This is a genomic window from Mesorhizobium sp. RCAM 05104 (genome assembly GCF_059683645.1).
On sequence record NZ_CM185033.1, the window covers coordinates 5,058,008 to 5,079,593 of the forward strand.

Consider the following 21,586-nt stretch of genomic DNA (forward strand, 5'->3'; position numbering starts at 1 on the left):
TCCTGTTCGGAGACATCGTCATGATCGGCACTCAATCCCGCTTGCGCACCGGCCAATATCTTGCCGCCGCCTGCACTGCCGCGGTTCTGCTCGTGCTCGCGGCAAGATGGGCCGGGCAGGGCCTCGTCGGCGCCGCGCCTGAGGGCATGGAAGGGCACATGGACATGCAAAGCGCTGATGCGGGCGGTTCCGCCACTGCACGGCCGAAGACGGTCGTCACGCCGATTTCCTGTGAAAAGCTGCCTGATATGCCGGGCAAGTCGGTCACCACGGTGATCGTGGAGTTCCCGCCCAACGCCTACACACCTCGGCACCGCCATCCGGGTTCGGTGAGTGCCTTCGTCCTGCAAGGCACGCTGCGCTCGCAGTTGGAAGGCAGTCCCGCCGGCACCTACACCGAGGGACAGACCTGGTTCGAGCCGCCCGGTGCGATCCATTTGTTCGCCGAAAACGCCAGCACGACGGAGCCGGCGGCGTTGCTGGCGACCTTCATCGCCGACGACGATTGCGGCGCGCTGACCATCCCGGACTGACGGCAGCGCCGCTCGCGCCCCAGCCCAGGCAGTAAAAGGCCGCAACCAGCCGGTCCAGCGCCACAATGGCGCCTTGCATGTCGCCATTGTGGTTGCCACGCCGTGTCGCCGGGCGTATCAGGCGAGCCTTCGATTGCCTTTCTGATATCGGCGAGCCGCCCCGGTGCTTTCCAGAAACCAACCGCAAGTCTACGCCCGCCGGCTGCGCGCGGTGCTGATCAGGTCGCTGCCGCTGCTCGAGGCGCGCGGCATCGCCGTGGTTATTCTGGCTGGCGGCGTCGGCGTGATGGCGGGTATCCTGGTCACTGCGATGAGCCAGATCGTGCAGGACCTGCACGGGTTGTTGTTCGGCGTCCAGCCCGGCGGCCGGCTTTCCGGCATGTTCTCGCTCGCCAACCCGCTGCAGGCGCTGATACCGGCGATAGGCGGCATCCTGCTCGGGCTTTCGGTGCTCTGGCTGAGAAAGCGGAAATTCCGCACCCCCGTCGACCCGATCGAGGCCAACGCGCTCTATGGCGGGCGCATGTCGCTGACCGACACCTTCATCATTGCCGGCCAGACGATGATTTCCAGCGGCTTCGGCGCTTCGGTAGGGCTGGAAGCCGGCTATACCCAGGTCGGGTCCGGCCTGGCGTCGCGGTTGGCGCGCGTGTTCAGGTTGCGCCGCAACGATGTCCGCATCCTGGTGGGCTGCGGTGCGGCCGGCGCCATTGCCGCCGCCTTCGACGCGCCGCTGACCGGCGCCTTCTATGGTTTCGAACTGGTCATCGGCATCTATTCGGTCGCCAATGTGGCGCCGGTGATGACGGCCGCGATCTCGGCCTCGCTGACCGCCGAAATGTTTGGCGGGGTGCCGTTTCCGCTTGAGCTTTCGGGCCTGCCGGCGCTCACCGCCAGCCAGTACGTGCCGTTCCTGCTGCTCGGCCTGCTCGGCGGTGCGGCCTCGATCGCCATCATGCATCTGGTGACGTTGATCGAACGCGCCTTTGCCAGGCTGTCGGTCGATGCGTCGCTGCGTCCCGTCATCGGTGGTGTCGTCGTCGGGCTGCTCGGACTGATCACCCCGCAGGTCCTGTCCAGTGGCCATGGCGCGCTGCATCGCGAATTCGCCATGAATTATGGGCTGGGCGTGGTGGCGAGCGTCTTCGTGCTGAAACTGGCGGCGTCGGCGATCTCGCTGGGGTCGGGTTTCCGCGGCGGCCTGTTCTTCGCCTCGCTGTTCCTCGGCGCGTTGCTCGGCAAGGCATTCGCCGGCGTGATGGCTTTCGTTTCGCCGGCGACCGGCATCGACCCGTCCGTCGCCGCCGTTGTCGGCATGACGTCGCTGGCCGTCGGTGTAGTCGGCGGTCCGCTGACGATGACCTTCCTGGCGCTGGAATCGACCCGCGACCTGACGCTGACCGGCGTTGTCCTGGCCGCCTCGATCATGGCGGCGATCCTGGTGCGAGAAACTTTCGGCTATTCGTTCTCGACATGGCGCTTCCACCTGCGCGGCGAAACGATCCGCAGCGCCCACGATGTCGGCTGGATGCGCAGCCTCACCGTCGGCTCGATGATGCGCAAGGATATCAAGACCATCGACGCGGCAACGACGCTGGCCACCTTCCGCAAGGAAGTGCCGCTCGGTTCGGCCCAGCGCGTCATCGCCGTCGACGCGGGCGATCATTATGTCGGCGTGCTGATCGTGGCCGAACTGCACAGCGATCCCTCCGACGGCGAGGTGCCGGTGCGCTCGCTCGCCCAGTTCCAGGACGCCGTGCTGGTGCCCAGCATGAACGTGCAGTCGGCCGCGGAGACGTTCCAGCGTGCCGGCGCAGAAGAACTGGCCGTCGTCGAGGATTTCACCGACCGCATCGTGCTCGGGCTTCTGACCGAGGGCCATCTGATGCGGCGCTATGCCGAGGAACTCGACAAGGCGCGCAGGGACCTTTCGGGCGAAGGGTAGGGAGCGCAAAGCCCCCCGGGTGTCAGTGCTCGATCGGCCCCTTGGCCATGACGAGAGTCGTGCCGGCGGTCGTCGGGCGCTCGATCATGCGGCGCACGCGGGGCGGCTCGCCGCCGCTGTGCAGGGCGCGCAGGCGTTCGCCGACGACGGCGTCGGCATGGGTGATGCGTCCATTGTGGCGCACATATTCGAGCCAGGTCGGCGTGTGATAATGCTCGATCCAGATCGCCGGGTTTTCAAGGTCGCGCGCCAGCGTCCAGTTGCGGGCGCCGTCACGGCGGCGGATGCGGCCACGTTCAGCCATGGTGGCAAGGAACTCCGGCACGTCGTCATCGCGGATGATGTATTCGATCATGATGGCGATGGGGCCGCTGCGCGGCTTCAGGTCGAGTGCCAGGTGCGGTTCCTTGAAGCGGTTGAGCGGGTCGAGGTTGAGCACCTGCTGTTGCGGCAGCGGCAACAGCAGGCCGATGGCGCCGCCGGCCAGCATGGCGATGCTGGCCGCGATCAGCGCGGTCTCGGCGCCATGCGCGTCGGCGACGACGCCCCAGATCCAGCTGCCGAGCGCGATGCCGCCGAAGGTCGCGGTCTGATAGACCGACAGCACCCGGCCGACCACCCAGCGTGGTGTCGCCATCTGCACCGTGACGTTGAAATGCGAAAGGGCGATCACCCAGCAGGCGCCGCCGACAAGCAAGCCAAGCGACGTCTGCCAGGCATGATGGCTGACGGCGGCATTGAAGGCGCAGACGGCGAAGCCGGCGAAGGCCGAACGCACCATCGTCTCGCTGGACAGCAGCTGGCGCAGCCGCACGCTGATCAGCGCGCCGCCGACGGCACCGATGCCGAAGGCGCCAAGCATGATGCCGTAGGTCAGGGCGTCGCCCTTGACGACATCGCGCGCCACCAGCGGCAGCAGCGCCAGCACCGCGCCGGCGCTGAAGCCGAAGGCGGCGCCCCTGACCAGCACCTTGCCGATGTTGGGCGACATGGCGACATAGCGCAGGCCGGCGCCCATGGCAGCGCCCAACGATTCGCGCGGCAAGGTCGATACCGGCACGTCCGGCTTCCAGCGCGCCAGCACGACGATCAGGCCGATATAACTCACGGCATTGGCCGCGAAGGCCGCCGCCGCACCGGCCGCCGCGACGATGATGCCGCCGATCGCCGGGCCGACGCTGCGGGTCAGGTTGAAGCCCATCGAATTGAGCGCGACGGCGGCCGGCACCTTGTTGCGGGGAACGATGTCGCCGACCGAGGCCTGCCATGACGGGCTGTTCAGCGCCGTGCCGCTGTCGATCAGGAAGGTGAAGGCAAGCAGTGTCCACGGTGTGATCAGGCCGGAATAGGTGAACAGGGTCAGAAGCACCGAAACGACCAGCATGAAGGTCTGGGCGACCAGCATCACCTTGCGCCGGTCGAAACTGTCGGCAATGGCACCGGCGACGAGCGCAAACAGCATGATCGGCAGGGTGGTCGAGGCCTGGACCAGAGCCACCTGGTAGGACGAGGTGGCGATCGTGGTCATCATCCAGGCAGCGCCAACGCCCTGGATCAAGCCGCCGAAATTCGAGACGAGACTTGCGGCCCATACGGCGCGGAAAATGCCATGCCGGAACGGCGCCAGCGCCGAGGCGCCCTCGCTTTCCGGCTTTTCGTCAATCATCGGGAGTTCCTGCCATGTCGTGCGGATTCGTCAGATGACCCGTTTGCTGAGATCATTTGCCGAAAGTAGGGCATCGCACCGCAAAGGGCGAACGCCTTTCAAAAAGGATCATGGTCCAACAATGGGATAGCTGCGGTCCACGCCTTTATCTCCGGCCGAGGGGCAAGCGTGAATCAGCGCGCGTCACCGACCGCGGCATGCAGCGTCCGCAAAGACATCGATGCGCATGCGGTGACATCGGGCCGGCGACCGCCTTGCCGGCACGGACGGACCGAACCCGCTGCCCGCAAGCGGGGCGGTTGCTTTCACGCAATTGCGGACGGAAGGCCGCCGCGCCTGTCCTGAAGTGCTCAGAACCCGTTCTGGATGCGCTCGAAGATGACGTTGGTGAAGGCCGATATCTGGCTGCCGATGAAAGGCCCGGTCAGCGCCACCACCAGCATGATGGCGACGATCTTCGGCACGAAGGTCAAGGTGATCTCCTGGACCTGCGTCAGCGCCTGGATGAGGGCGATGCCGATGCCGACGACCATGGCGACCAGCACCACCGGAGCGGACGCGGTGAGCACCGTCCACACCGCGTACTGAACGATGTCGAGAGCGTCGGCCTCGTTCATGTGGGAGGTTGGCCTAGCTTGCCGGCTTGATCGACACGCCTGCGCCGACGGGGACCAGGGTGCCATCCTGCAGCACCGCGATCAGTCCGCTGCTGGAGAGTGTCACCGAAGCCACTATTCCGGTGGTCTTGCCGTCGGCCGACGTGATCGAGCGACCGATAATCGCGTCGGCCTGCGACAGCGCCGACGACTGCATGATCTGGTCGAGCTTGGTGTTGGTCTGCACCGATTGCTCGACCTGCGAGAAGGTGGCGAGCTGCGCGACATACTGCGTCGAGTCCATCGGCTTGGTCGGATCCTGGTTCTTCATCTCGGCGATCAGAAGCTTCAGGAAGGACTGGTAGTCGACTGCTGTCTTCGAGGTCGACGTGGTCGTCGAATTGGCGCCAGTCGGTATCGTCGTCGTCATGTCCACATTCATCAGTATCGTGCTCCCACAGCCAGCGGGCGCGCGCCCGGAACGTCGTCATTGCCGCCAAGCGCGCGGCGTTCGAGCGGATAGAGCGATCGGATCGCCTTCAGCGCCTCATAGATGTGATCCTCGCTGACCATACGGTCGATCTGCTTGAGCGCGGTGCAGATCTGGGCGTCCTCGAAGCTTACCAAAAGCAGCGGCAGCGAACGCCTGAACATGTCGCGCGCCTCGGCCGCGCCGGCCGGATTGATCAGCATGACCTGGAGGATGAAATACAGCTGCTTGAGCGGCGTCGAGGCGTCGTCGGCCTGTATCACATGGCTCTCGAGCAGGAATTGCACGTCGTTCATCAGTTCGACGGTGACCTTGCGGTCGACACGTATAACCGCGCCGTTAATGTAGATTTTTTCGTTCGGCTTCAGCGATATCTTCAGCGTGTTGGTCATTGAATGCCGTCCCGGATGATCTGGGACACCTCGATCAGCCCTTCGAAATTGTTGGTGCGGCCCTGGCGTATGTCCTCAGCCTCGCGCAGCAGCCACAGGCCGATGGAGATGAGGTTGGCGCGCAGTTCCTTGGGCAGGGCGTTGTCGCTGGAGCCGAGATCCTCGACGAACGCGGTCCAGACACGGTTGGTGAAATGCAAAGCCTCGATCGCCTCCATCGAGTCGTGGCCGATGGCCGCCGCCGCAGCCAGCATGTCGATGGAGCGGGTCAGGAGCTGCCGCTCACGGTCCTTCGCGTCGGCAACGGAGTTGCTCTGGATGTCGGCGTAGGAGAATTGGTACATCGTGGGGCTACCGTTCCGTTATGAGGTGTCAGGTCAGGTAATTCAGCAGGCTGAGCTGCTGCAGGCGTGCTGTCAGCGCGAAGGACGTCTCGATATGCTGGGTCAGATTTGCGACCCGGGTCGCGGCTTCGGCCGGGTCGACGGCTTCGAGATCGAGGATGTGCCGTTCGAACAGGTCGACCTGCGTCTTCATGCGGTCGCTGGCATCGGAGACACGCTTCTGCACGATGCCGGTTTCGGACTGGACCTGGGCGATGCCGCTCAGCGCCTCGCCGACCAGTGTCTGCGAGTGGCTGACGATGCTGTCCTTGGCCGCCTGACTGATGTTGCTGGTCATCAGGCTGGAGACCATGGCGGCCGCCATGGCGAGCTTGCGGATGCCGTCGCTGTTGGCGCTGGTCGAAGTCGCGGTGGTTTCGTTGAGCGCGATGCGGCTGACAATCTGCTGGTCGGTGGCATTCGACCAGTTGGTCTGCCAGCCAGAGCCGAGGAACTGCGGCGCGACATCGTTGGTGATGTAGTCGTCCATCTGGGCGGCGGTGATGTTGGCAGCGGCCGGGTCACTGGGCGTGAAACCGAAATGGGACACGAAGGAGGCGTCGAAGGCGGCCTTGGCGGGTGAGCCGGCCGCCGTGAAATCGTTGATCGGCTTGACGTCGGTGTTGGTGCCGGCGAACAGATATTCGCCGTTGACGCTGGTGTTGAGGATCGAGCCAAGCTGCTGGATGGTCGTGTTGGCCGTCGATTGGGTGAGGCTATCGGAGGAATCGCCTGATGTCGCGGTGGTCAGGCTGGACAGGAAGGTCTGCGCCACGCTTGAGAGCTGGCCGAGCGAGGTCTGCGTCGACGAAAGCCGGGCGGCGACCAGCCCGTTGGAATCGATGATGACGTTGAGCCGGTCGAGATCGCGCGAGAAGGTGACGGACTGGGCCGTGCGCCCGCCCAGCGCCAGCCCGACATCGGCGACCTTGCCGGTCGAGGACTCCTTGGTGGCTTTGACGAGATCGGCCTGCATGCGCATCTGCTGGTAGCGCATGGCGTTGGAGATGGCGGCCGAGGAGACTGAAGTCATGGCTTATCCCACCGCGTTCAACAAGGCCGTCATCATGTCGTCGACGGTCTTCATCATCCGGGCCGATGCCTGATAGGTGTGCTCGAGGTCGAGCATGAGCGACATCTCCTGATCGACATTGACACCGGTTGCGTTGGACAGTGCCTCGGCGCTGCGCGACGCCAGCGCTTCCTTGGCGTCGGCGGCGGTCGAAGCCTGCTGGCGCACCCCCTGAAGCCAGCCGATCGAATTGGCCGCGTAGTCGGAGACGCTGGATGTGACCGAAATCCCGGCGGTGGGATCGAAGGTCATTGGCTGGTCGAGACGGTCGCCATAGGCAACCAGGAGGCTGGAATAGGAAGCGCCGCCGCTTGTATTGGCGACATAGGCCGCGCCGTTGGCGCCACCGTCGCGCAACAGCGTCGGATTGCCGCCGATGCTCGGATCCATCGCCGCGTTGATGCTGATCGAGGCGGCAAGGCCGTTGACCAGCGTGCCGGCGGCGGGCACGGCCGGCGCGCCCGACCAGGTGAACAGGCCGGCGGCATCGGGCATAGAAGGTGCCGTCTCGGCAAAGGCGGAGATCAGGCCGCGCGCGGTCTCGTCGAGCTGGCTCTGCATGGTCGAGGCGACGCCGTCGCGCAATTGCAGCAGGCCGGCAAGCTTGCCGCTGGCGCTGGTGTTGCCGCCGGTTCCCGCCGAGATCGGCACGTTGTCGATATAGACGGCATTGCCGGCGGCACCGGCGCTGTAGCCGGACGACGGCGCGAAGCTGACCGAGCGTGGGATGGTTTCGAACAGCGTTGTGCCGTCACCCGTGGTGATGACCATGTCGTTGTCGCCGCGCGTGAAGGTCGACACCGGAACATAGTCGGCGATCTTCTTCAAAAGCGCGTCGCGCTGGTCGAGCGCATCGGAAACATCGGTGCCGGAACGGGTTCCGGAAATGACCGCCGTGTTGGCATCCTGGAACTGGCTCAACAGCGAGTTGAGGTCGTCGACGGCCGTGGCGATCTGGCCGTCGGTCTGGGTGCGGAAATCCTGAATGGCCTTGGAGCCGTCATTCAGAGAACGCACGACCTGCTGGGCCGCGTCGATGACGCTGACGCCGAGATTCTGGTTGGACGGGGAGGTGGCATAGAGCTGCAGCGCCTGCTGCAGATTGCCGATCGCGGTCGACGGCGAGGATGCATTATCGACGCCATTGACCGAAACGTCGAGCTGATCCATGCCGCTGTAGAGCGCATTCTGGCCGCTATACGCCGACAGAGCGCTGAGGTTCTGACGGAACAGCAGGTCGTTGGTGGTCCGCTGTATGTCGACCGAACGCGCGCCCGGGGCCGTGCTGGTGACGACGGCAATGCGGCGCGTGTAATCCGGGTTGGAAGCGTCGGAGACGTTGCGCGTGACAACGCTTGTCTGCCGCGCGGTGTTCATAAGCGCCGATTGGGCGATACTCAATGCGGTGGATAGCGACATGCGGGTCTTTCACGGGCCACGCCCGTTTTATCTCTTCAGGTTGACAAGGACGTCCATCAGGTCGGAACCGGTCTGGAAGACTTTCGAATTGGCGGTGTAGCTGCGCTGCGCCGCGATCATGTTGGTCAGTTCCTCGGCGATATCGACGTTGGAGTTCTCGAGCGCGCCGGAGACGATGGATCCGAGCTTGCCCTCATTGGCAAAGCCGACACGGACCGCGCCGGATTCGGTGCCCTGCGCGTAGACGTTGCCGGGCAGCGCCATGAGCTGGTCCGGGCTCTGCACGTCGGCCAGCGGGATCTTGTAGAGCGGTTTGGTGGAACCGTCCTTGTACTGTGCGTAGATGGTGCCGTCCTTGCTGATCTGGACCTTGTCGATGGTGCTCGGCGCATTGCCGTTGACCTCTGCATCGGAAACCGTGAAGCCGGTGCCGAGCTGGGTCAGCTTGGAAAGGTCAAGCGAGAAAGCACTGCCGTTGGGCACCGTCAGGCCGACGCTGGTGACGGCGCCGGTGAGCTTGCCGGTGGTGGTGTCGAAGGTGAGGTTGGCCGTGCCCAGGGCCCCACCGGTGTAGGGGAACGATGTTCCAGCCGTCGCTTTCGACTGGTCGAAGACCGATACTTCCCAGGTGCCGGCGCCGGTGTTGGTGAAATAGACGTCGAGCAGCACCTTGTTGCCGAGATTGTCGTAGGCGACCATCGAGGATTTCGACGTGTACTGCGCGCCCGCGGCGTTGGTGCTGGGCAGGCTGCCAGCCGCGACCGGCGTGGCGCCCGCGGGCAGGTTTCCGTTGAATGTACCCGCTGTGCTCGGCGTTGCCGTCATTTCCTGATCGGAGATGACCACAGGAACAAGCCCCTCGAAGCCGTTCACCGTCGCTGCCGGCACGCCATTGGCGTAGCTGTAGCCCATCAGCTGGAAGCCGGCCGCGTTGACCAGCCTGCCCTGCGCATCGGGAACGAAGGCACCGGCGCGGGTCAGGAATGGGGTTCCGCTCGGATCCTGAACGACAAAGAAACCATCGCCACTGACGGCAAGATCGGAGACCGAGGTCGTATATTGAAGCACGCCCTGGGAGCTGACCGCCGATCGGATCGTCGTGGTGACGCCGCCGGAATTGTAGGCGCCGCCCGTGTTCGGCATGACCAGGGTCGAAAATTCGGCGGAGGATCGCTTGTAGCCGGTGGTGTCGGAATTGGCGATGTTGTCGGCCACGGTGGACAGCCGATTTGCCTGTGCATTCATGCCGGAAACGCCGGTCCGCATCATTCCGTAGAGGCTCATCGAAACGTCTCCGCTATGTCCATGCCACTGGCTGGGAGGCTACGCGTCCTGTCTTGCGCGAGGCTGGCGCGGTGCGGCATCAGAAGACCAGCCGGTAGCCGAGGAAGCGCTTGGAATCGATCGGGTCGGAACCCAGCTTCTCGCGCAGCTTCTTGCGCAGCTTGCTGATGTGGCTTTCCACCACGTTCTCTTCGACCTCTTCGTCGAAGATGCCGTAGATGGCGTTGAAGACCTGGGTCTTGGTGACGCGACGCCCGCGATTGCTCGCCAGATATTCGAGGATGCGGCGTTCACGACGCGGCAAGGGCAGCGGCTGACCGTCGATCTCCGGGTCACGTCCATCCATGAAGATGCGCATGGCGCCGATCTCGGTGTAGGCGACGTCTTCGTGGGCGCGCCGACGGATGGCGGTGATGCGAGCCAGTATCTCGCGGATGTGAACGGGCTTGCGAATGACATCGTCGACGCCGCTCTCGAACAACCGCAGCGTGTTCTCCAGGGAATGCTGCTCGCTGAGCGCAATAACCGGTGCGCCGGTGCGGTCGCGGATCTGCCGTGGCGAGATGACGCCCTCGCGGCAGTCGCCGATGAGGAAGGCCCTGACCGAGCGTAGATCGGTGTCGGCCGCCGAGTTCACCCACTCGCCGAACTCGCCTGGCGCGAAGCCTGCACAGGCGACGCCCTCGCGGTCAAAAAGTGAGTTGTATCCCTCTGTTACGAGCTCGCGCTCGTCAACGATTACAATCATCGGCCCCGCCTCCGAATCAAATTATTTGCCCCGTGAGGAGAGGCGTAGCCGTTGGCGAGAATCCTGAACAACCGTCATTTCTTGTAACTAGTTTCTTGGGAGTCTGGAATCGTGGCGGTTGTATTAGCGTGCAACCAGATATGCTTGCGGTGGCAAGTCTTGGCCAAGTCGAAGCGGCAAACCAAGGACTATGCGATTGGTGTCCTGGAAGCTGAAATACGCCTATGGGTTGCAGAAGGTGCGGGCGTTGGCGGTCCATTTTCCGAACCCGGTGGCGACCATGTTGGCGATGACGCGGCAGACATAGACCTTCTGCGCCGGATCGTTGTCTGGACCGGCATGGTAGCGGGCGACGGCCATCGACCATGTCTCGTGACGGGCATGGAGACTGGCCAGGAAGCGCGCCGCATAGTCGACGTTCTGACGCGGATCGAGCATGTCCTCGACGCTGCGAAAATGCGACGCGTGGTAGTGATGGTTGATCTGCATGCAGCCCAGATCGATCAGCGTCTTGCCCTCGCGCTGGGCATTGGCGAAGGTGGCAAGGGCTTCAGCACGGCTTCTCGGAAAGACCGCTTTTCCTTCTATATTCAATGCGTTGGGTTGAAGGCTGCCTTTCTTTCCGGTCTCGGTCAGGCCGACGGCATAGAGGATGCCGGCGGGCACGCCATAGCGATCGGCGGCGCGCAGGATCTCCGGCTCGCAAGGGTTGGTGGCAGCAGCGACGGCGCTTGCGACGCTAGATAAACATATCGCCGCCAGCGCGCTCGCGAGAAGGCGAAGCGCCGCGGCCGTAGTCCTGCGCGTCATCGTTGCGTTTCCCCGCTGATTGCTGACCTGGTTGCTGGCCGCCGGCCCCGCTGTTGCCGCCGCCTGAATTTCCGGGTTGGAAGGATGACGGGTCGCGGCCCGGCGCCGCGGTCAGGGAAGCGGTGGCATCAGCGCGGGTTGCAGCCGGAACCGCTACCGAAGGTTGCAGAATGGTGACCTTATCAACCTCAAAACCGAGTCCGCGCAGTGACTTTACGATCGCCTCGCTGTCGGTGGAAAGCCGGCGATAGGCGTCGTGTGTTTCGGGCTTCAATTCAATCGAGAGTTGTTCTCCGGAGAGACGAAGGCTGGCTGTAACCATGCCGAGCTCGGCGGGGTGAAGTTCGATCTTCAACACATGTGTCGGAACCGCAACAGAGCCGGCCAATTGGGAGGTCGCGGAGGACGCCGAGAACGCCTGTTGCGCGCCGCCATCGGCTGTTATGGCGCCGATCACATTGATGGCTGCCTGGCTCATTGTGTTCTGCGGCGGCGTCGGGAAGCTCTGCTCGGAGACCACGTCGATGCGGCCAGCCGGCGAAGGCTGCTTTCCGGGGTCGGACCGCATCGAGGACTGGACGTCGGCGATGGTCTTCATCGCCGGCGCCGTCTGTCTCGGCTGTACGCCCGGCACATCGGCTGTTGGCGCGTCCGGCAGAGGACGGGCAGCGATCGCAGTGTCGCGCTTCGGCGCGCCGGGGGCCGCGCCGGCATCGCGGGTATCCTGGACGTCGAGCTTGGTCAAAGGCCCGTCGACGATCGACGCCCGCTCAGATTTCGACATGGTTTCGAGGTCGTCGCCCCCGGCAGCGGATTTCGACCGGTGAGCCTTTGGCAATTGCCCGGCGAGCACCGGGTCCTGTCCGGTTTCGCTTGCGTCGGCTGCCTTGGCAGATGTCGAGAAATGGCGCAGGTCGTGAAACGCCATCAGCAGCGGCAGATGGTCCTGGAGCGGCGTCGTTGCGGTGTCGTCCGCCGTCGCTTCGGTATCGGTGGCGTTGTCCGTGCCAGACCCGGTGTCCACCGCATCCTTGGCGGCCTTTGTAGCCAACACTTTGGCTGACACGATCCTTCCTGGATCGGCCGATGCCGGCTCGGCCTTGTCGCCATGTCCGGCAAGGCCGGCGGCGAGCTTGCCCCAGCGCTGCTCGCGCGAGCCCGCCTCGATCGTCGGCCGCCGTTCCGGGCGGGCAGGATCTGTGTCGCCGTCCAGCATCTTGCCGAAGCCCGCGTCGTCCGTCTTGCCGTTCGCTGCCGGTTGTTCCGGCGTCGCACGCACAGCGGCAAATCCTGGCAAGGCCGAACCGAGGCTGGTGGTCATTTTGGGGCGGCTCCAAGCATCTGGTCGATCAGGTCGAGCTGTCGACGTGTTCTGGTCATGGCGGCATCGGTCGGATCGGCGGGTTCGGGAGCGGCCGCCGGCGATGGCGCCGACGCCGGCATGACAGTCGCCGCGTCGGCAGGCGCGGCCGCGACAGCCGGCGTATCCGGCGCGTGGGTGGCTGGTCCGCTCGAGACCGTGGTGGCGGCAGGTTGCTCCGAGATCGCGCCTTCGACCGGTGGCAGCCCGCTCGCGTCGGCGCCTTGCGCCGCGGCGGTCTGGGGAACCGGAGGTTGCCCGGCCGCGGCAGGAGCGGGGTTTTCCTCGGGATGGGCGGCGGGCGGCGCGACGACTTCGCTGGCGATGGCCTGGGCGGCGTCGAGCAGGGCGCGGTCGCCTTCCGACAATCGGCTGCGGTCGATCTTGCCCAGCCTGGCACGCACGTCCTCGATGGTGCCGGAGGTGACGGTGGACAGGCTGGCGTAGAGCAGGGCGCGTGGGTCGTCCTGGTTGGTGATGCCGTCGCGCCCTTGCTCGGCTCGAGCCGAGGCGAAGGCCGACAGGTCGTTCAGGCCGTCGATCGCGGCTCGGCGGGCGATGCGCAGGTAGATCACCTTCTCGCGCTCCGGATCCATCATCGAGGTGATGTCGGCCAGCTTGTCCTGGCTGATCGACATATGCAGCGTGATGACGCCGGTGACGAAGGAGTCGGCGAACTGGCTGGCATAGGGCGAATAGAGGTAGCGCTCGACATACTGGGTGGAGGCAAGCGCGAAGTGTGCCGCGTCACCTTGCGTGGCGGCAATGCCCACCGAACGGCGAAGTGCTGCTTCCTCGACAAGCGTGCCGGGGCTGAGCAATTTTGCCTCGTCGAGCAGCTTGAGCGCCGCCACCGGCTGGTCGCCGGCGAGCAGCGAGCCCTTGACCAGGGCAAGGAAGGCGCCGAGATCAGGCGGCAGCGCCATGGGATCGATCGGCTTCAAGGCTGCGATAGCTTCACCGGGCCTGCCGTTGAGGTAGTCTATCACGCCTTTGGCAATGGCAAGGTTCCGCGGGTCGCTCGTGGCGCGCGACGCGGCTGCCTCGACGGTCACCGGGTTGCCGCCGCTCATGCCGTAGACAAGCAGGGCGCGAAAATTCTTGGGATCCTTGAAATCCTCGGCATCCGCCGCCCGCAGGCGCGCATCCGTCATCTCAAGCAACTTGGCCTGCATCGGCAAAGCGGCATGATCGCCGGCGGCGATACGATCCTGGATGAGTTGCAACGAGCGCACCAGCTGATACGGCTGCAGCGTGTCCTGGGCGAAGCCCGCCGACGGAAATCCGCCGGCCAGCAGCAGCAGGCCAATCGACCGGCTGATGACGGTCGCCCGCCTCATCCGCCGGTCGCCATCAGGATTTCGATGCGGCGGTTCACGGCCGCCATTGGATCGGCGGGATCCTTCGGCTGACGGTCGGCGAAGCCGGCGACCTCGGTGATGCGACGTTCGTCGACGCCGCCGCGCACGAGCATGTAGTAGGCTGAATGCGCGCGCGCCGTCGACAATCGCCAATTGTCGTAGCTGTCGCTGCGGAACGGCCGTGCGTCGGTGTGGCCATTGATGCTGATGGTGCCTTTCTGGCCGTTGACGATGCGACCGATCTTCTCCATCGCCAGCACCAGTTCGCGTCTCGGCAGCGCCGAGCCCACTTCGAACATGCCGAAGTCGAGCTGGTCGGTGATCGAGATGACGACGCCCTTGTCGGTGGCTTCGACCGAGACGCCGTCATGCAGCTTGTCGCCGGGCTTGAACGCATCGGCCAACTGTTGCTTGACGTCAGCCGCGGCCTTGAGGGCGGCGGCGGTCGGCGCTTTTTCCGCGGCGTCTGGCTTGGCGGCCTCTTGCGCCGCGGCGGCGTCCGCTTTGACCGCATCCGTGGCCTTGGTGCCTTCGGGCTTGGTGTCTCCGGGCTTGGCATCGCCAGCCTTGGTTTCGCCAACCTTGGCCATCGTCGTGGCGGCGGCGTCCTTGCCGTCCTTTGCGAGGGGCTCGAGCGGTGCGCTTGTGACGGGCGGGGCCGGCGGCACGGCCTTGACCTTGGCGACCTGCGTCTCGGCGGCCTTGTCGCCGGGCTTGAGCGGGTCGCCGTCGATCCTGGCGCGCTGGGCACTTGCCTCGGCGCCGGGCGCGGCGACCTGCTGCGACCAGAAATCCGGCTCGAAAGGATCGCGATAGGAGGCGCCACCGGAGGCGCCCGTCGCCGGGCCGGCAGCCTGCGCGCCGCCATCGCCCTTCTGGCTGACATTCTGCATGACGCCGGTGTCGGTGGCGATTTCCGAAAGCACCGCATAGGGGTCGGCGAAGAGATGCTCGTCGGAACGTTCCGACTGTTGCTGCTCTTGCTTGTCCTGTTTGTGATCCGACGAGCCCGCGCCAACGGCGCTATCCTGCCCGGCCTTGGCTTTGGCCTGCTGAGGGTTGTCGGCCGCCGCGCCCATCGCATGCGGACCGTCGCCGAGATCTTCCAGGCCCTTGCGGCTCGAATTGCGGTCGACCAGCTTGACCGGGTTGAAGTAGCTGGCAACGGCTGCCTTGGTCTGCTCGTTGGCGGCGTTGATCAGCCACATCACCAGGAAGAAACACATCATGGCCGTCATGAAGTCGGCGAAGGCGATCTTCCAGACGCCGCCATGGTGGGCTTCGTCGTGGTCGTCGTGACCACGCCGCACGATGATGATTTCCTGGTGGGCGTGTCCGGCATCGGCGACGCTCATGCCAGAACCTCGGAAAGCGTCGTCGACCATTCAGCCATGCGCGTCTCGAACACCGCCTCGTCAATTGCGACCGTGAGGTCGAAGCCCGGTGTCTCGACGAAGTCGAGATTGGCGGCGCGGGGGCCAAGCGATGCCTTCAGTGTCTCGAACAGCGACAGCGGTCCGCGTACCGCGATGCGCACAGCCTCGGCATCGCCGACAGCTTCGCGGATCGCGCCGGCGAGTGCCTCGAGCGAGCGTTTCTGCAGGTCCTCGCTGACGATGCCGCCGATGATGCGGGCGACCGTGGCGGCGACAAGCCCGGTCACGCGTGCCTCCATGGCGTCGATGCGCGACGAGACCGCCTTGCCGACATCGTCGCCGAGGCTTTCGAGAAACAGCCTTGCTTCCTCGGCATTGGCCTGGCGTTCGGCTTCGAGCGCCGCTGTATGAGCAATCGACAGGCGTGCCTCCAGCGCGGCTTCGGCCTGGGCGACCGCCTCCGCGATCAGCGTGCCGATATCGGCCCGGGGCGCCTGCGCCTCGGGCTTGGTTTCGGGATCGACCGCGGCCCGCGGCTGGTCGGCACGGGGCGTGCGGGTGCCGAAATCGGGCAGAAGGTCGAACAGGGCGGCGGAAGGCATGGTTTACACCGCGACTTCCTGGGCAGCCCATTTGCGCAGGATCTGCGCGGTGCGTTCCTCGTTGAGGTCGACCATTCGGGCAAGCCGATCCTGTGGCGCGGGCCTGATCCTCTGGCGAAGATCGTCGAGCGGAGCGGGATTTGGGCGTGAGCTGGGCAAGGCGCCAACGGCAGCGCTTTCCGCGTTCGCGGTGGCTTCCGGCGTTGGCAGCGAGCGCTGGACCTCATCGAAGTTGGGGCCTGACAGAGCCGGTGTCGACTTTGCCGTCAGCGCGGCCGCCATTGGCCTCAGACCGAAGAAGGCGACCATGAACACCACAACAATGAAGGCGCCGGCGTTGATCAGGGTGCCGGCGTGCTGGCCGATGGAATCGAGCATTCCAGCCTGCGGGATCGCCTCGCCATCCAGCCCGTCGATGAATTCGACCGCCGAGACGTCGATGACGTCGCCGCGCTTGTCGTCGAAGCCGGTGGCCGAGGTCACCATCTTCTGGATGTCGGCGACGCGTTTGGCAATCTGCTCGGGCGTGGCGTCCTTGCCGAGAATGGCCATCAGCCGCTGCTGGTTGACGACGACCGCAATCGACATCTTGGTGACGGTGTAGCCGTTGGACACGGTAGCGATCTTCTTCGAATTGATCTCGTAGTTGGTGATCTCTTCCTTGCGGTCGTTCTGCGAGGAGGATTGCGGACCCTCGGTGGCGGTCGCCTGGGTCTCGGGCAGGTTCTGCTCGACGCTGGCCGGGGTGGAGGCCTGCTTCTGGTTGTTGTTTTCGTTGGCGCGCACCGACTGCACCGAGCGTTCGACGCGGGAATTCGGATCGAAAATGGTTTCTTCGGTCTGGCGGGTGTCGGTATTGACCTCGGCCTTGACGCTGGCGCGGAAGTTGTCGGGACCGAGATAGGCTGTCAGCGCCCGGCGGATGTTGTCGCCGATCTGCGCCTCGACCGTCTGCTCGACGCCGAGCGTGCGGGCGGCGCTGGTGTTGGAAGGATCGTCACCGGCGGCCAGCAGGTTGCCATTGGAATCGAGCACCGTGACCTTGTCGGCCGACAGGCCGGGGACGGCGGCGGCGACGAGATGGCGGATCGACATGGCGCTCTTCTCGGCGTCGATGCCGGAGTAGCGGATGACCACCGATGCGGAAGGCTGCTGCTCGTCGCGGCGGAAATTGGCGCGCTCGGACATGACGATATGGACGCGTGCCGCCTTGATGCCTGCGATGGACTGGATGGTGCGGGCGATCTCGCCTTCCAGCGCACGCACGCGGGTGATCTGCTGCATGAAGGAGGTAAGGCCGAGCGAGCCGACATTGTCGAACAGTTCGTAGCCGGCGTTGGCGCTGGTCGGCAGGCCCTTTTCGGCAAGCAGCATGCGCGCCTGCGCGGTGGTGCCGGCCGGCACCAGAACGGAGGTTCCGTCGGCGCCGACATCGAAGCCGATGCCAGCCTCGCCCAACACCAGGCCGATCTGGTTCACGTCGGCACGATCGAGCCCGACATAGAGCGTGTCGTAGGCCGGGCGGTTGAGATAGACCGAGGCGACGCCGATGACGCTCATCACCAGAATGGCGATGCCCGCCAGCATGGCGAGGCGCTTCACGCCAAACCCGCGGAGATTCGAGATGATGCTCTGGATCTGTTCCGGCACGATTCAGCGACTCCCAGCATGACTGTCCGCCGGAACACTAGCCCTCGAAGCTTGTGCGAAAATGAAATCGGGCCGCGCTTGCGGCGCGGCCCGTCAATCGGAAGCGAAAGCGTGCCTCGGCTGCGGCCGGGTTAGCCGTTCTTGAACAGCGACAGGATCGACTGCGAGGAGCTGTTGGCGATCGACAGCGCCTGGATGCCGAGCTGCTGCTGAACCTGCAGTGCCTGGAGGCGGGTCGATTCCTTGTTCATGTCGGCATCGACGAGCTGGCCGACGCCGCGGTCGATGGAGTCCATCAGGCTCTGCGTGAAGGTCTTCTGCAGGTCGATGCTGCTCTTGGCCGAACCGAGGATGGTGGCCTGGTCGGTCAGCTGGCTCATGACCTTGTCGATCTTGCCGATCATCTGGGTGATGATGTCGTCGGTCACGCCTGATGCCGTGATGTCGAGATTGTAGGCGGAGACGTTGTCGATCTTGGTGACCGCCCCCGCCGCGGTCTGGCCAGCGGTGTTGGCGGCGATGTCGGTGGCGCCGCCAGCGAGCGCGGTCGCATAGGCGGTGTCATAGAGGTTCTGGGCCGCCGCCGTCGAATAGACGGAAGTCTGGCGATCGAGAGTGCCTTGGTTCTTGACGGCCGTGGAAAGGCCGGAATCAAACAGCTTGGTGCTCTCGACATTGATGTCGATCGTTCCGAGCGAAATGGCGCCCGACGAGGAGCGGTTGAACGAAGAGACGATCTTGGCGTCGGGCTGGACGCCATCATTGGCGGCCGCGACCTGCGTGGAGGTCACCGACAGGAAGTTCGAGCCGGAGAAGGTCGCGGCATCGGCGAAGGACTTCATCTGCGCCTGCAGTGCCGTGATTTCGGTCTGCGTCTTTGCCTTGGCGGCATCCGTCTGGCCAACGGTCGAAAGCAGCTTGGTCTTGATCTGGCCGATCGTCGTCAGCACATTGTTCATGCCGGTGTAGGCGGTGTCGACCTTCGACGCGCCGAGGCCGAGCGCGTCCTGCACGGTCGACAGCGCCTGGTTGTCGGAGCGCATCGTGGTGGCGATCGACCAGTAGGCGGCGTTGTCGGAGGCCTCGGAGACCCGGTAGCCCGTGGAAATCCGGGCCTGCGTCTGTTCGAGCGATTTGTTGGTGGCGTTGAGGCTTTGAAGTGCGGTCAACGCCGCAGCGTTTGTCATGATGCTCGCCAAGAAACTCGCTCCTTTTCTAAGGCTGGCCTTCTCGAAGAACCAGCGTTGCCCTCGCAGGCCGGATCGGCCTGTGCATCGGTTGTCATCGTGCCCGATACGGCCGATTCGCCAACCGTTGTAAGCTATTGGTTAACCATGACTAGCGCGTTATGGTTAACGGCTTGTTAAAGGCTAGCTTTCGAGAGTTAAGGAACGAGGATTGCGTGAGCCTTGAGCAAACGCAAATCGGGCCGCGCTTTTAGCGCGGCCCGATGTCTTGGTGCGAACTGTGGTTGATCGAAGTCGATTAGCGGAAGAGCGACAGGATCGACTGCGAGGAACCGTTGGCGATCGACAGCGCCTGGATGCCGAGCTGCTGCTGAACCTGCAGGGCCTGGAGGCGGGTCGATTCCTTGTTCATGTCGGCATCGACGAGCTGGCCGACACCGCGGTCGATGGAGTCCATCAGGCTCTGCGTGAAGGTCTTCTGCAGGTCGATGCTGCTCTTGGCGGCGCCGAGCTTGGTGGCGGCGGTCGTCATGTCCTTGAGCGCGGCGTCGACGACGTTCATCTGCTGGGCGATCTGCGCATCGCTGGCGGCCACGCCGCCGGTGGAGATGGACAGGGTGGCGACCGAATAGGTGTCGCCGGCGGCGGGAGCCGCACCCAGGGTCGGGGCCTGGGCCGTGCCGGTGATGGCACCGGTGGTGCCGAGGCGGGCCGCGTCCAGAATGCCCTTCGTGGTCGGGGCGGCGCCACCGTCATAAAGCTTGATGCTTTCGACGTTGACGTCGATCGTCGAGATCGAAGCCGCGCCGGCAGCGCTACGGTTGAAGGCCGAGACGATCTTGACGTCGGCCGAGGTGCCCGTGGCGTTGGACACCGAAAGCATGTTCGTGCCGGAGAAGGTGGCGCCATCGGCATAGGCCTTCAACTGCTTCTGAAGAGCAGCGATTTCGACCTGGGTCTTTTCCTTGTCGGCATCCGTCTGGCCGTAGGAAGCGGTCAGCTTCTCCTTGATCGTGTTGATGGTGTCGATCGCGCTGCTCATGCCGGTGTAGGCGGTGTCGACCTTCGACGCGCCGAGGCCGAGTGCGTCCGAAACGGTGGACATTGCCTGGTTGTCGGAGCGCATCGTGGTGGCGATCGACCAGTAGGCGGCGTTGTCCGAAGCCTGGGAGACGCGATAACCCGTCGAGATGCGGGCCTGGGTGTCCTGGAGGGATTTGTTGGTGGCGTTAAGGCTCTGCAGGGCCGTCAACGCGGCGGCGTTCGTCATGATACTGGACATGGCTACTCGTACCTTGTTTTTACAGGTGTTTTTTTGACATACCGGCTTGTCCGGTATGACGGAGCGGCATCATGCCAATGACCGTCGAAATCGATCACCCGCCATCTGCGAGCGAATATGGCGGCAAGTCCCTACCAAAGGGCTAAACCGGACGGTTAATCGAAAATATATCGCGTGAATTTTGAGCCGGCGAGGCGCGGGATCAGTTGAAGGAGCGCACCAGGCTGCCGACAAGCAGATTCCAGCCGTCGATCAGCACGAAGAACAGGATCTTGAACGGCAGCGACACCACGGTCGGCGGCAACATCATCATGCCCATCGCCATGGTGATGGTGGCGACGATCAGGTCGATGACCAGGAATGGCAGCACGATCAGGAAGCCGATCTCGAAGCCGCGGCGGATTTCCGAGATCATGAAGGCCGGCACCAGAATGCGCAGGTCGACGGTCTCTTTTGCAACGACCTGGCCGCGTTCGCGGGCGAGGTCGGCGAACAGGTCGAAATCCTTGTCGCGCACATTGCGCAACATGAAGGTGCGGAACGGATCGGAGATCTTTTCGAAGGCTTCGGTCTGGCTGATCTGGTTGTCCATCAGCGGCTTGACGCCGGTGTTCCAGGCCTGATCGAAAGTCGGCGCCATGACATAGAAGGTCATGAACAGCGACAGTGAAATGAGGATGAGGTTTGCCGGCGTCGATTGCAGGCCGATGCCGGCGCGCAGGATCGAAAAGGCGATCACGAAGCGGGTGAAGCTCGTCACCATGATCAGCAGGCCCGGCGCCACCGACAGCACGGTCAGCAGGCCGAACATCTGGATGATGTAGCCGACGGTGGTACCGTCGGCCTTGCCGATGCCGCCGAGGTCGAGTTGCTGGGCCGCCGCGACGGAGGTGGCGGCGGCGATCAGCGCCGCGGCGAGAAGGAACTTCTTCATTCGACCAGCAATGTCCTGATGAGAATCTGCTTGGCGTGCCCCTGGCTGCGGATCGCGGCGCGCTCCTCGAGATCGGCCTTCAGGTGCTGGTAGCCGCTGGCGCCCTCCATTTGATGCATCTTCAAGGTGCGCACCAGGGCGAGCAGGTCCTGGTGGATGTCTTCCGACATTGCCGGCGACTGCGGCCCGTCATAGACCACCGATACTTCCATTCTGATCCAGGTGTCCGCCGGCGAGGCGATGTTGGTGGTGATCGGCGCCAGCGCGACGAGCGTCGGCCCCGCGCCCGGCGACTCGGCCGCGGCTGGCTCCATCACTTTGCCTTCATTCTCGGGCGCGACCGGCACGGGCACCGGTCCTCCGACACCCTTGAGATAGCCGCCGGACAGCCAGCCCATGCCGATGGCGGCTGCCGTCACAAACAGCAGCATGGCGGCCTGGATGGCAAGGGAGGGACCCTTGCGCGGCTGTACCTGTTCGACATTCGCCACGGTGC

General features: G+C 64.5%; 21 protein-coding genes. 2 read left to right on the forward strand and 19 right to left on the reverse strand.

Annotated features, from left to right (window positions below; genetic code table 11):
• Window positions 1-20 precede the first annotated feature (20 nt).
• Both AC56QP_RS24790 and AC56QP_RS24795 read left to right on the forward strand, forming a co-directional pair.
• The gene (locus tag AC56QP_RS24790; RefSeq protein ID WP_489863077.1) at window positions 21-533 is read left to right on the forward strand and encodes a cupin domain-containing protein; all 513 of its coding nucleotides are present in this window, start codon (window positions 21-23) and stop codon (window positions 531-533) included.
• Window positions 534-696: 163 nt separating this feature from the next.
• On the forward strand, window positions 697-2,478 hold the full coding sequence (locus AC56QP_RS24795; protein WP_489863076.1) for a chloride channel protein: 1,782 nt from the start codon (window positions 697-699) through the stop codon (window positions 2,476-2,478).
• Between the two features lie 22 nt (window positions 2,479-2,500).
• Here the strand turns inward: AC56QP_RS24795 and AC56QP_RS24800 are convergent, their stop codons facing one another.
• The 19 genes from AC56QP_RS24800 to AC56QP_RS24890 form a co-directional block, all read right to left on the reverse strand.
• Window positions 2,501-4,144, reverse strand: coding sequence for an MFS transporter (locus tag AC56QP_RS24800; protein WP_489863075.1), 1,644 nt, complete (start codon window positions 4,142-4,144; stop codon window positions 2,501-2,503).
• A gap of 350 nt (window positions 4,145-4,494) precedes the next feature.
• Window positions 4,495-4,761, reverse strand: coding sequence for a flagellar biosynthesis protein FliQ (gene fliQ, locus AC56QP_RS24805; protein WP_023761707.1), 267 nt, complete (start codon window positions 4,759-4,761; stop codon window positions 4,495-4,497).
• Window positions 4,762-4,774: 13 nt separating this feature from the next.
• Complete coding sequence (flgD, locus tag AC56QP_RS24810) at window positions 4,775-5,182, reverse strand: flagellar hook assembly protein FlgD (protein ID WP_489863074.1); 408 nt, start codon at window positions 5,180-5,182, stop codon at window positions 4,775-4,777.
• Window positions 5,182-5,622, reverse strand: coding sequence for a flagellar biosynthesis repressor FlbT (gene flbT / locus AC56QP_RS24815; protein WP_489863073.1), 441 nt, complete (start codon window positions 5,620-5,622; stop codon window positions 5,182-5,184). The genes flgD and flbT overlap by 1 nt, the downstream gene beginning before the upstream one ends.
• On the reverse strand, window positions 5,619-5,966 hold the full coding sequence (gene flaF, locus AC56QP_RS24820; protein ID WP_489863072.1) for a flagellar biosynthesis regulator FlaF: 348 nt from the start codon (window positions 5,964-5,966) through the stop codon (window positions 5,619-5,621). The genes flbT and flaF overlap by 4 nt, the downstream gene beginning before the upstream one ends.
• Before the next feature lie 28 nt (window positions 5,967-5,994).
• Window positions 5,995-7,038: a flagellar hook-associated family protein gene (locus AC56QP_RS24825; RefSeq protein ID WP_489863071.1), complete on the reverse strand. Its 1,044-nt coding sequence runs from the start codon at window positions 7,036-7,038 to the stop codon at window positions 5,995-5,997.
• 3 nt (window positions 7,039-7,041) lie between these two features.
• The gene (gene flgK / locus AC56QP_RS24830) at window positions 7,042-8,496 is read right to left on the reverse strand and encodes a flagellar hook-associated protein FlgK (RefSeq protein WP_489863070.1); all 1,455 of its coding nucleotides are present in this window, start codon (window positions 8,494-8,496) and stop codon (window positions 7,042-7,044) included.
• Between the two features lie 27 nt (window positions 8,497-8,523).
• The gene (locus tag AC56QP_RS24835) at window positions 8,524-9,780 is read right to left on the reverse strand and encodes a flagellar hook protein FlgE (RefSeq protein ID WP_489863069.1); all 1,257 of its coding nucleotides are present in this window, start codon (window positions 9,778-9,780) and stop codon (window positions 8,524-8,526) included.
• A 79-nt stretch (window positions 9,781-9,859) separates the two neighbouring features.
• Window positions 9,860-10,528, reverse strand: coding sequence for a response regulator transcription factor (locus AC56QP_RS24840; protein WP_256751524.1), 669 nt, complete (start codon window positions 10,526-10,528; stop codon window positions 9,860-9,862).
• A gap of 222 nt (window positions 10,529-10,750) precedes the next feature.
• The gene (locus tag AC56QP_RS24845) at window positions 10,751-11,338 is read right to left on the reverse strand and encodes a transglycosylase SLT domain-containing protein (RefSeq protein ID WP_489863068.1); all 588 of its coding nucleotides are present in this window, start codon (window positions 11,336-11,338) and stop codon (window positions 10,751-10,753) included.
• Window positions 11,268-12,659 carry a flagellar hook-length control protein FliK gene (gene fliK / locus AC56QP_RS24850; RefSeq protein ID WP_489863067.1) on the reverse strand — a complete coding sequence of 464 codons (1,392 nt, stop codon included), beginning with the start codon at window positions 12,657-12,659 and terminating at the stop codon, window positions 11,268-11,270. Before fliK ends, AC56QP_RS24845 begins: the two co-directional genes overlap by 71 nt.
• Complete coding sequence (locus AC56QP_RS24855; RefSeq protein WP_489863066.1) at window positions 12,656-14,038, reverse strand: MotC family chemotaxis protein; 1,383 nt, start codon at window positions 14,036-14,038, stop codon at window positions 12,656-12,658. The genes fliK and AC56QP_RS24855 overlap by 4 nt, the downstream gene beginning before the upstream one ends.
• Window positions 14,035-15,414, reverse strand: coding sequence for a MotB family protein (locus tag AC56QP_RS24860; RefSeq protein ID WP_489863065.1), 1,380 nt, complete (start codon window positions 15,412-15,414; stop codon window positions 14,035-14,037). Before AC56QP_RS24860 ends, AC56QP_RS24855 begins: the two co-directional genes overlap by 4 nt.
• Complete coding sequence (locus AC56QP_RS24865) at window positions 15,411-16,037, reverse strand: hypothetical protein (RefSeq protein WP_489863064.1); 627 nt, start codon at window positions 16,035-16,037, stop codon at window positions 15,411-15,413. The genes AC56QP_RS24860 and AC56QP_RS24865 overlap by 4 nt, the downstream gene beginning before the upstream one ends.
• Before the next feature lie 3 nt (window positions 16,038-16,040).
• Window positions 16,041-17,687: a flagellar basal-body MS-ring/collar protein FliF gene (fliF, locus tag AC56QP_RS24870; RefSeq protein ID WP_489863063.1), complete on the reverse strand. Its 1,647-nt coding sequence runs from the start codon at window positions 17,685-17,687 to the stop codon at window positions 16,041-16,043.
• 131 nt (window positions 17,688-17,818) lie between these two features.
• On the reverse strand, window positions 17,819-18,886 hold the full coding sequence (locus tag AC56QP_RS24875) for a flagellin N-terminal helical domain-containing protein (protein WP_489863062.1): 1,068 nt from the start codon (window positions 18,884-18,886) through the stop codon (window positions 17,819-17,821).
• Window positions 18,887-19,172: 286 nt separating this feature from the next.
• On the reverse strand, window positions 19,173-20,156 hold the full coding sequence (locus AC56QP_RS24880; protein WP_489863061.1) for a flagellin N-terminal helical domain-containing protein: 984 nt from the start codon (window positions 20,154-20,156) through the stop codon (window positions 19,173-19,175).
• 202 nt (window positions 20,157-20,358) lie between these two features.
• Window positions 20,359-21,090: a flagellar type III secretion system pore protein FliP gene (gene fliP / locus AC56QP_RS24885; RefSeq protein ID WP_256751533.1), complete on the reverse strand. Its 732-nt coding sequence runs from the start codon at window positions 21,088-21,090 to the stop codon at window positions 20,359-20,361.
• Entirely contained in the window at window positions 21,087-21,581 is a 495-nt protein-coding gene (locus AC56QP_RS24890; protein ID WP_489863060.1) for a flagellar basal body-associated FliL family protein, read from the reverse strand. Before AC56QP_RS24890 ends, fliP begins: the two co-directional genes overlap by 4 nt.
• Between the last annotated feature and the right edge of the window lie 5 nt (window positions 21,582-21,586).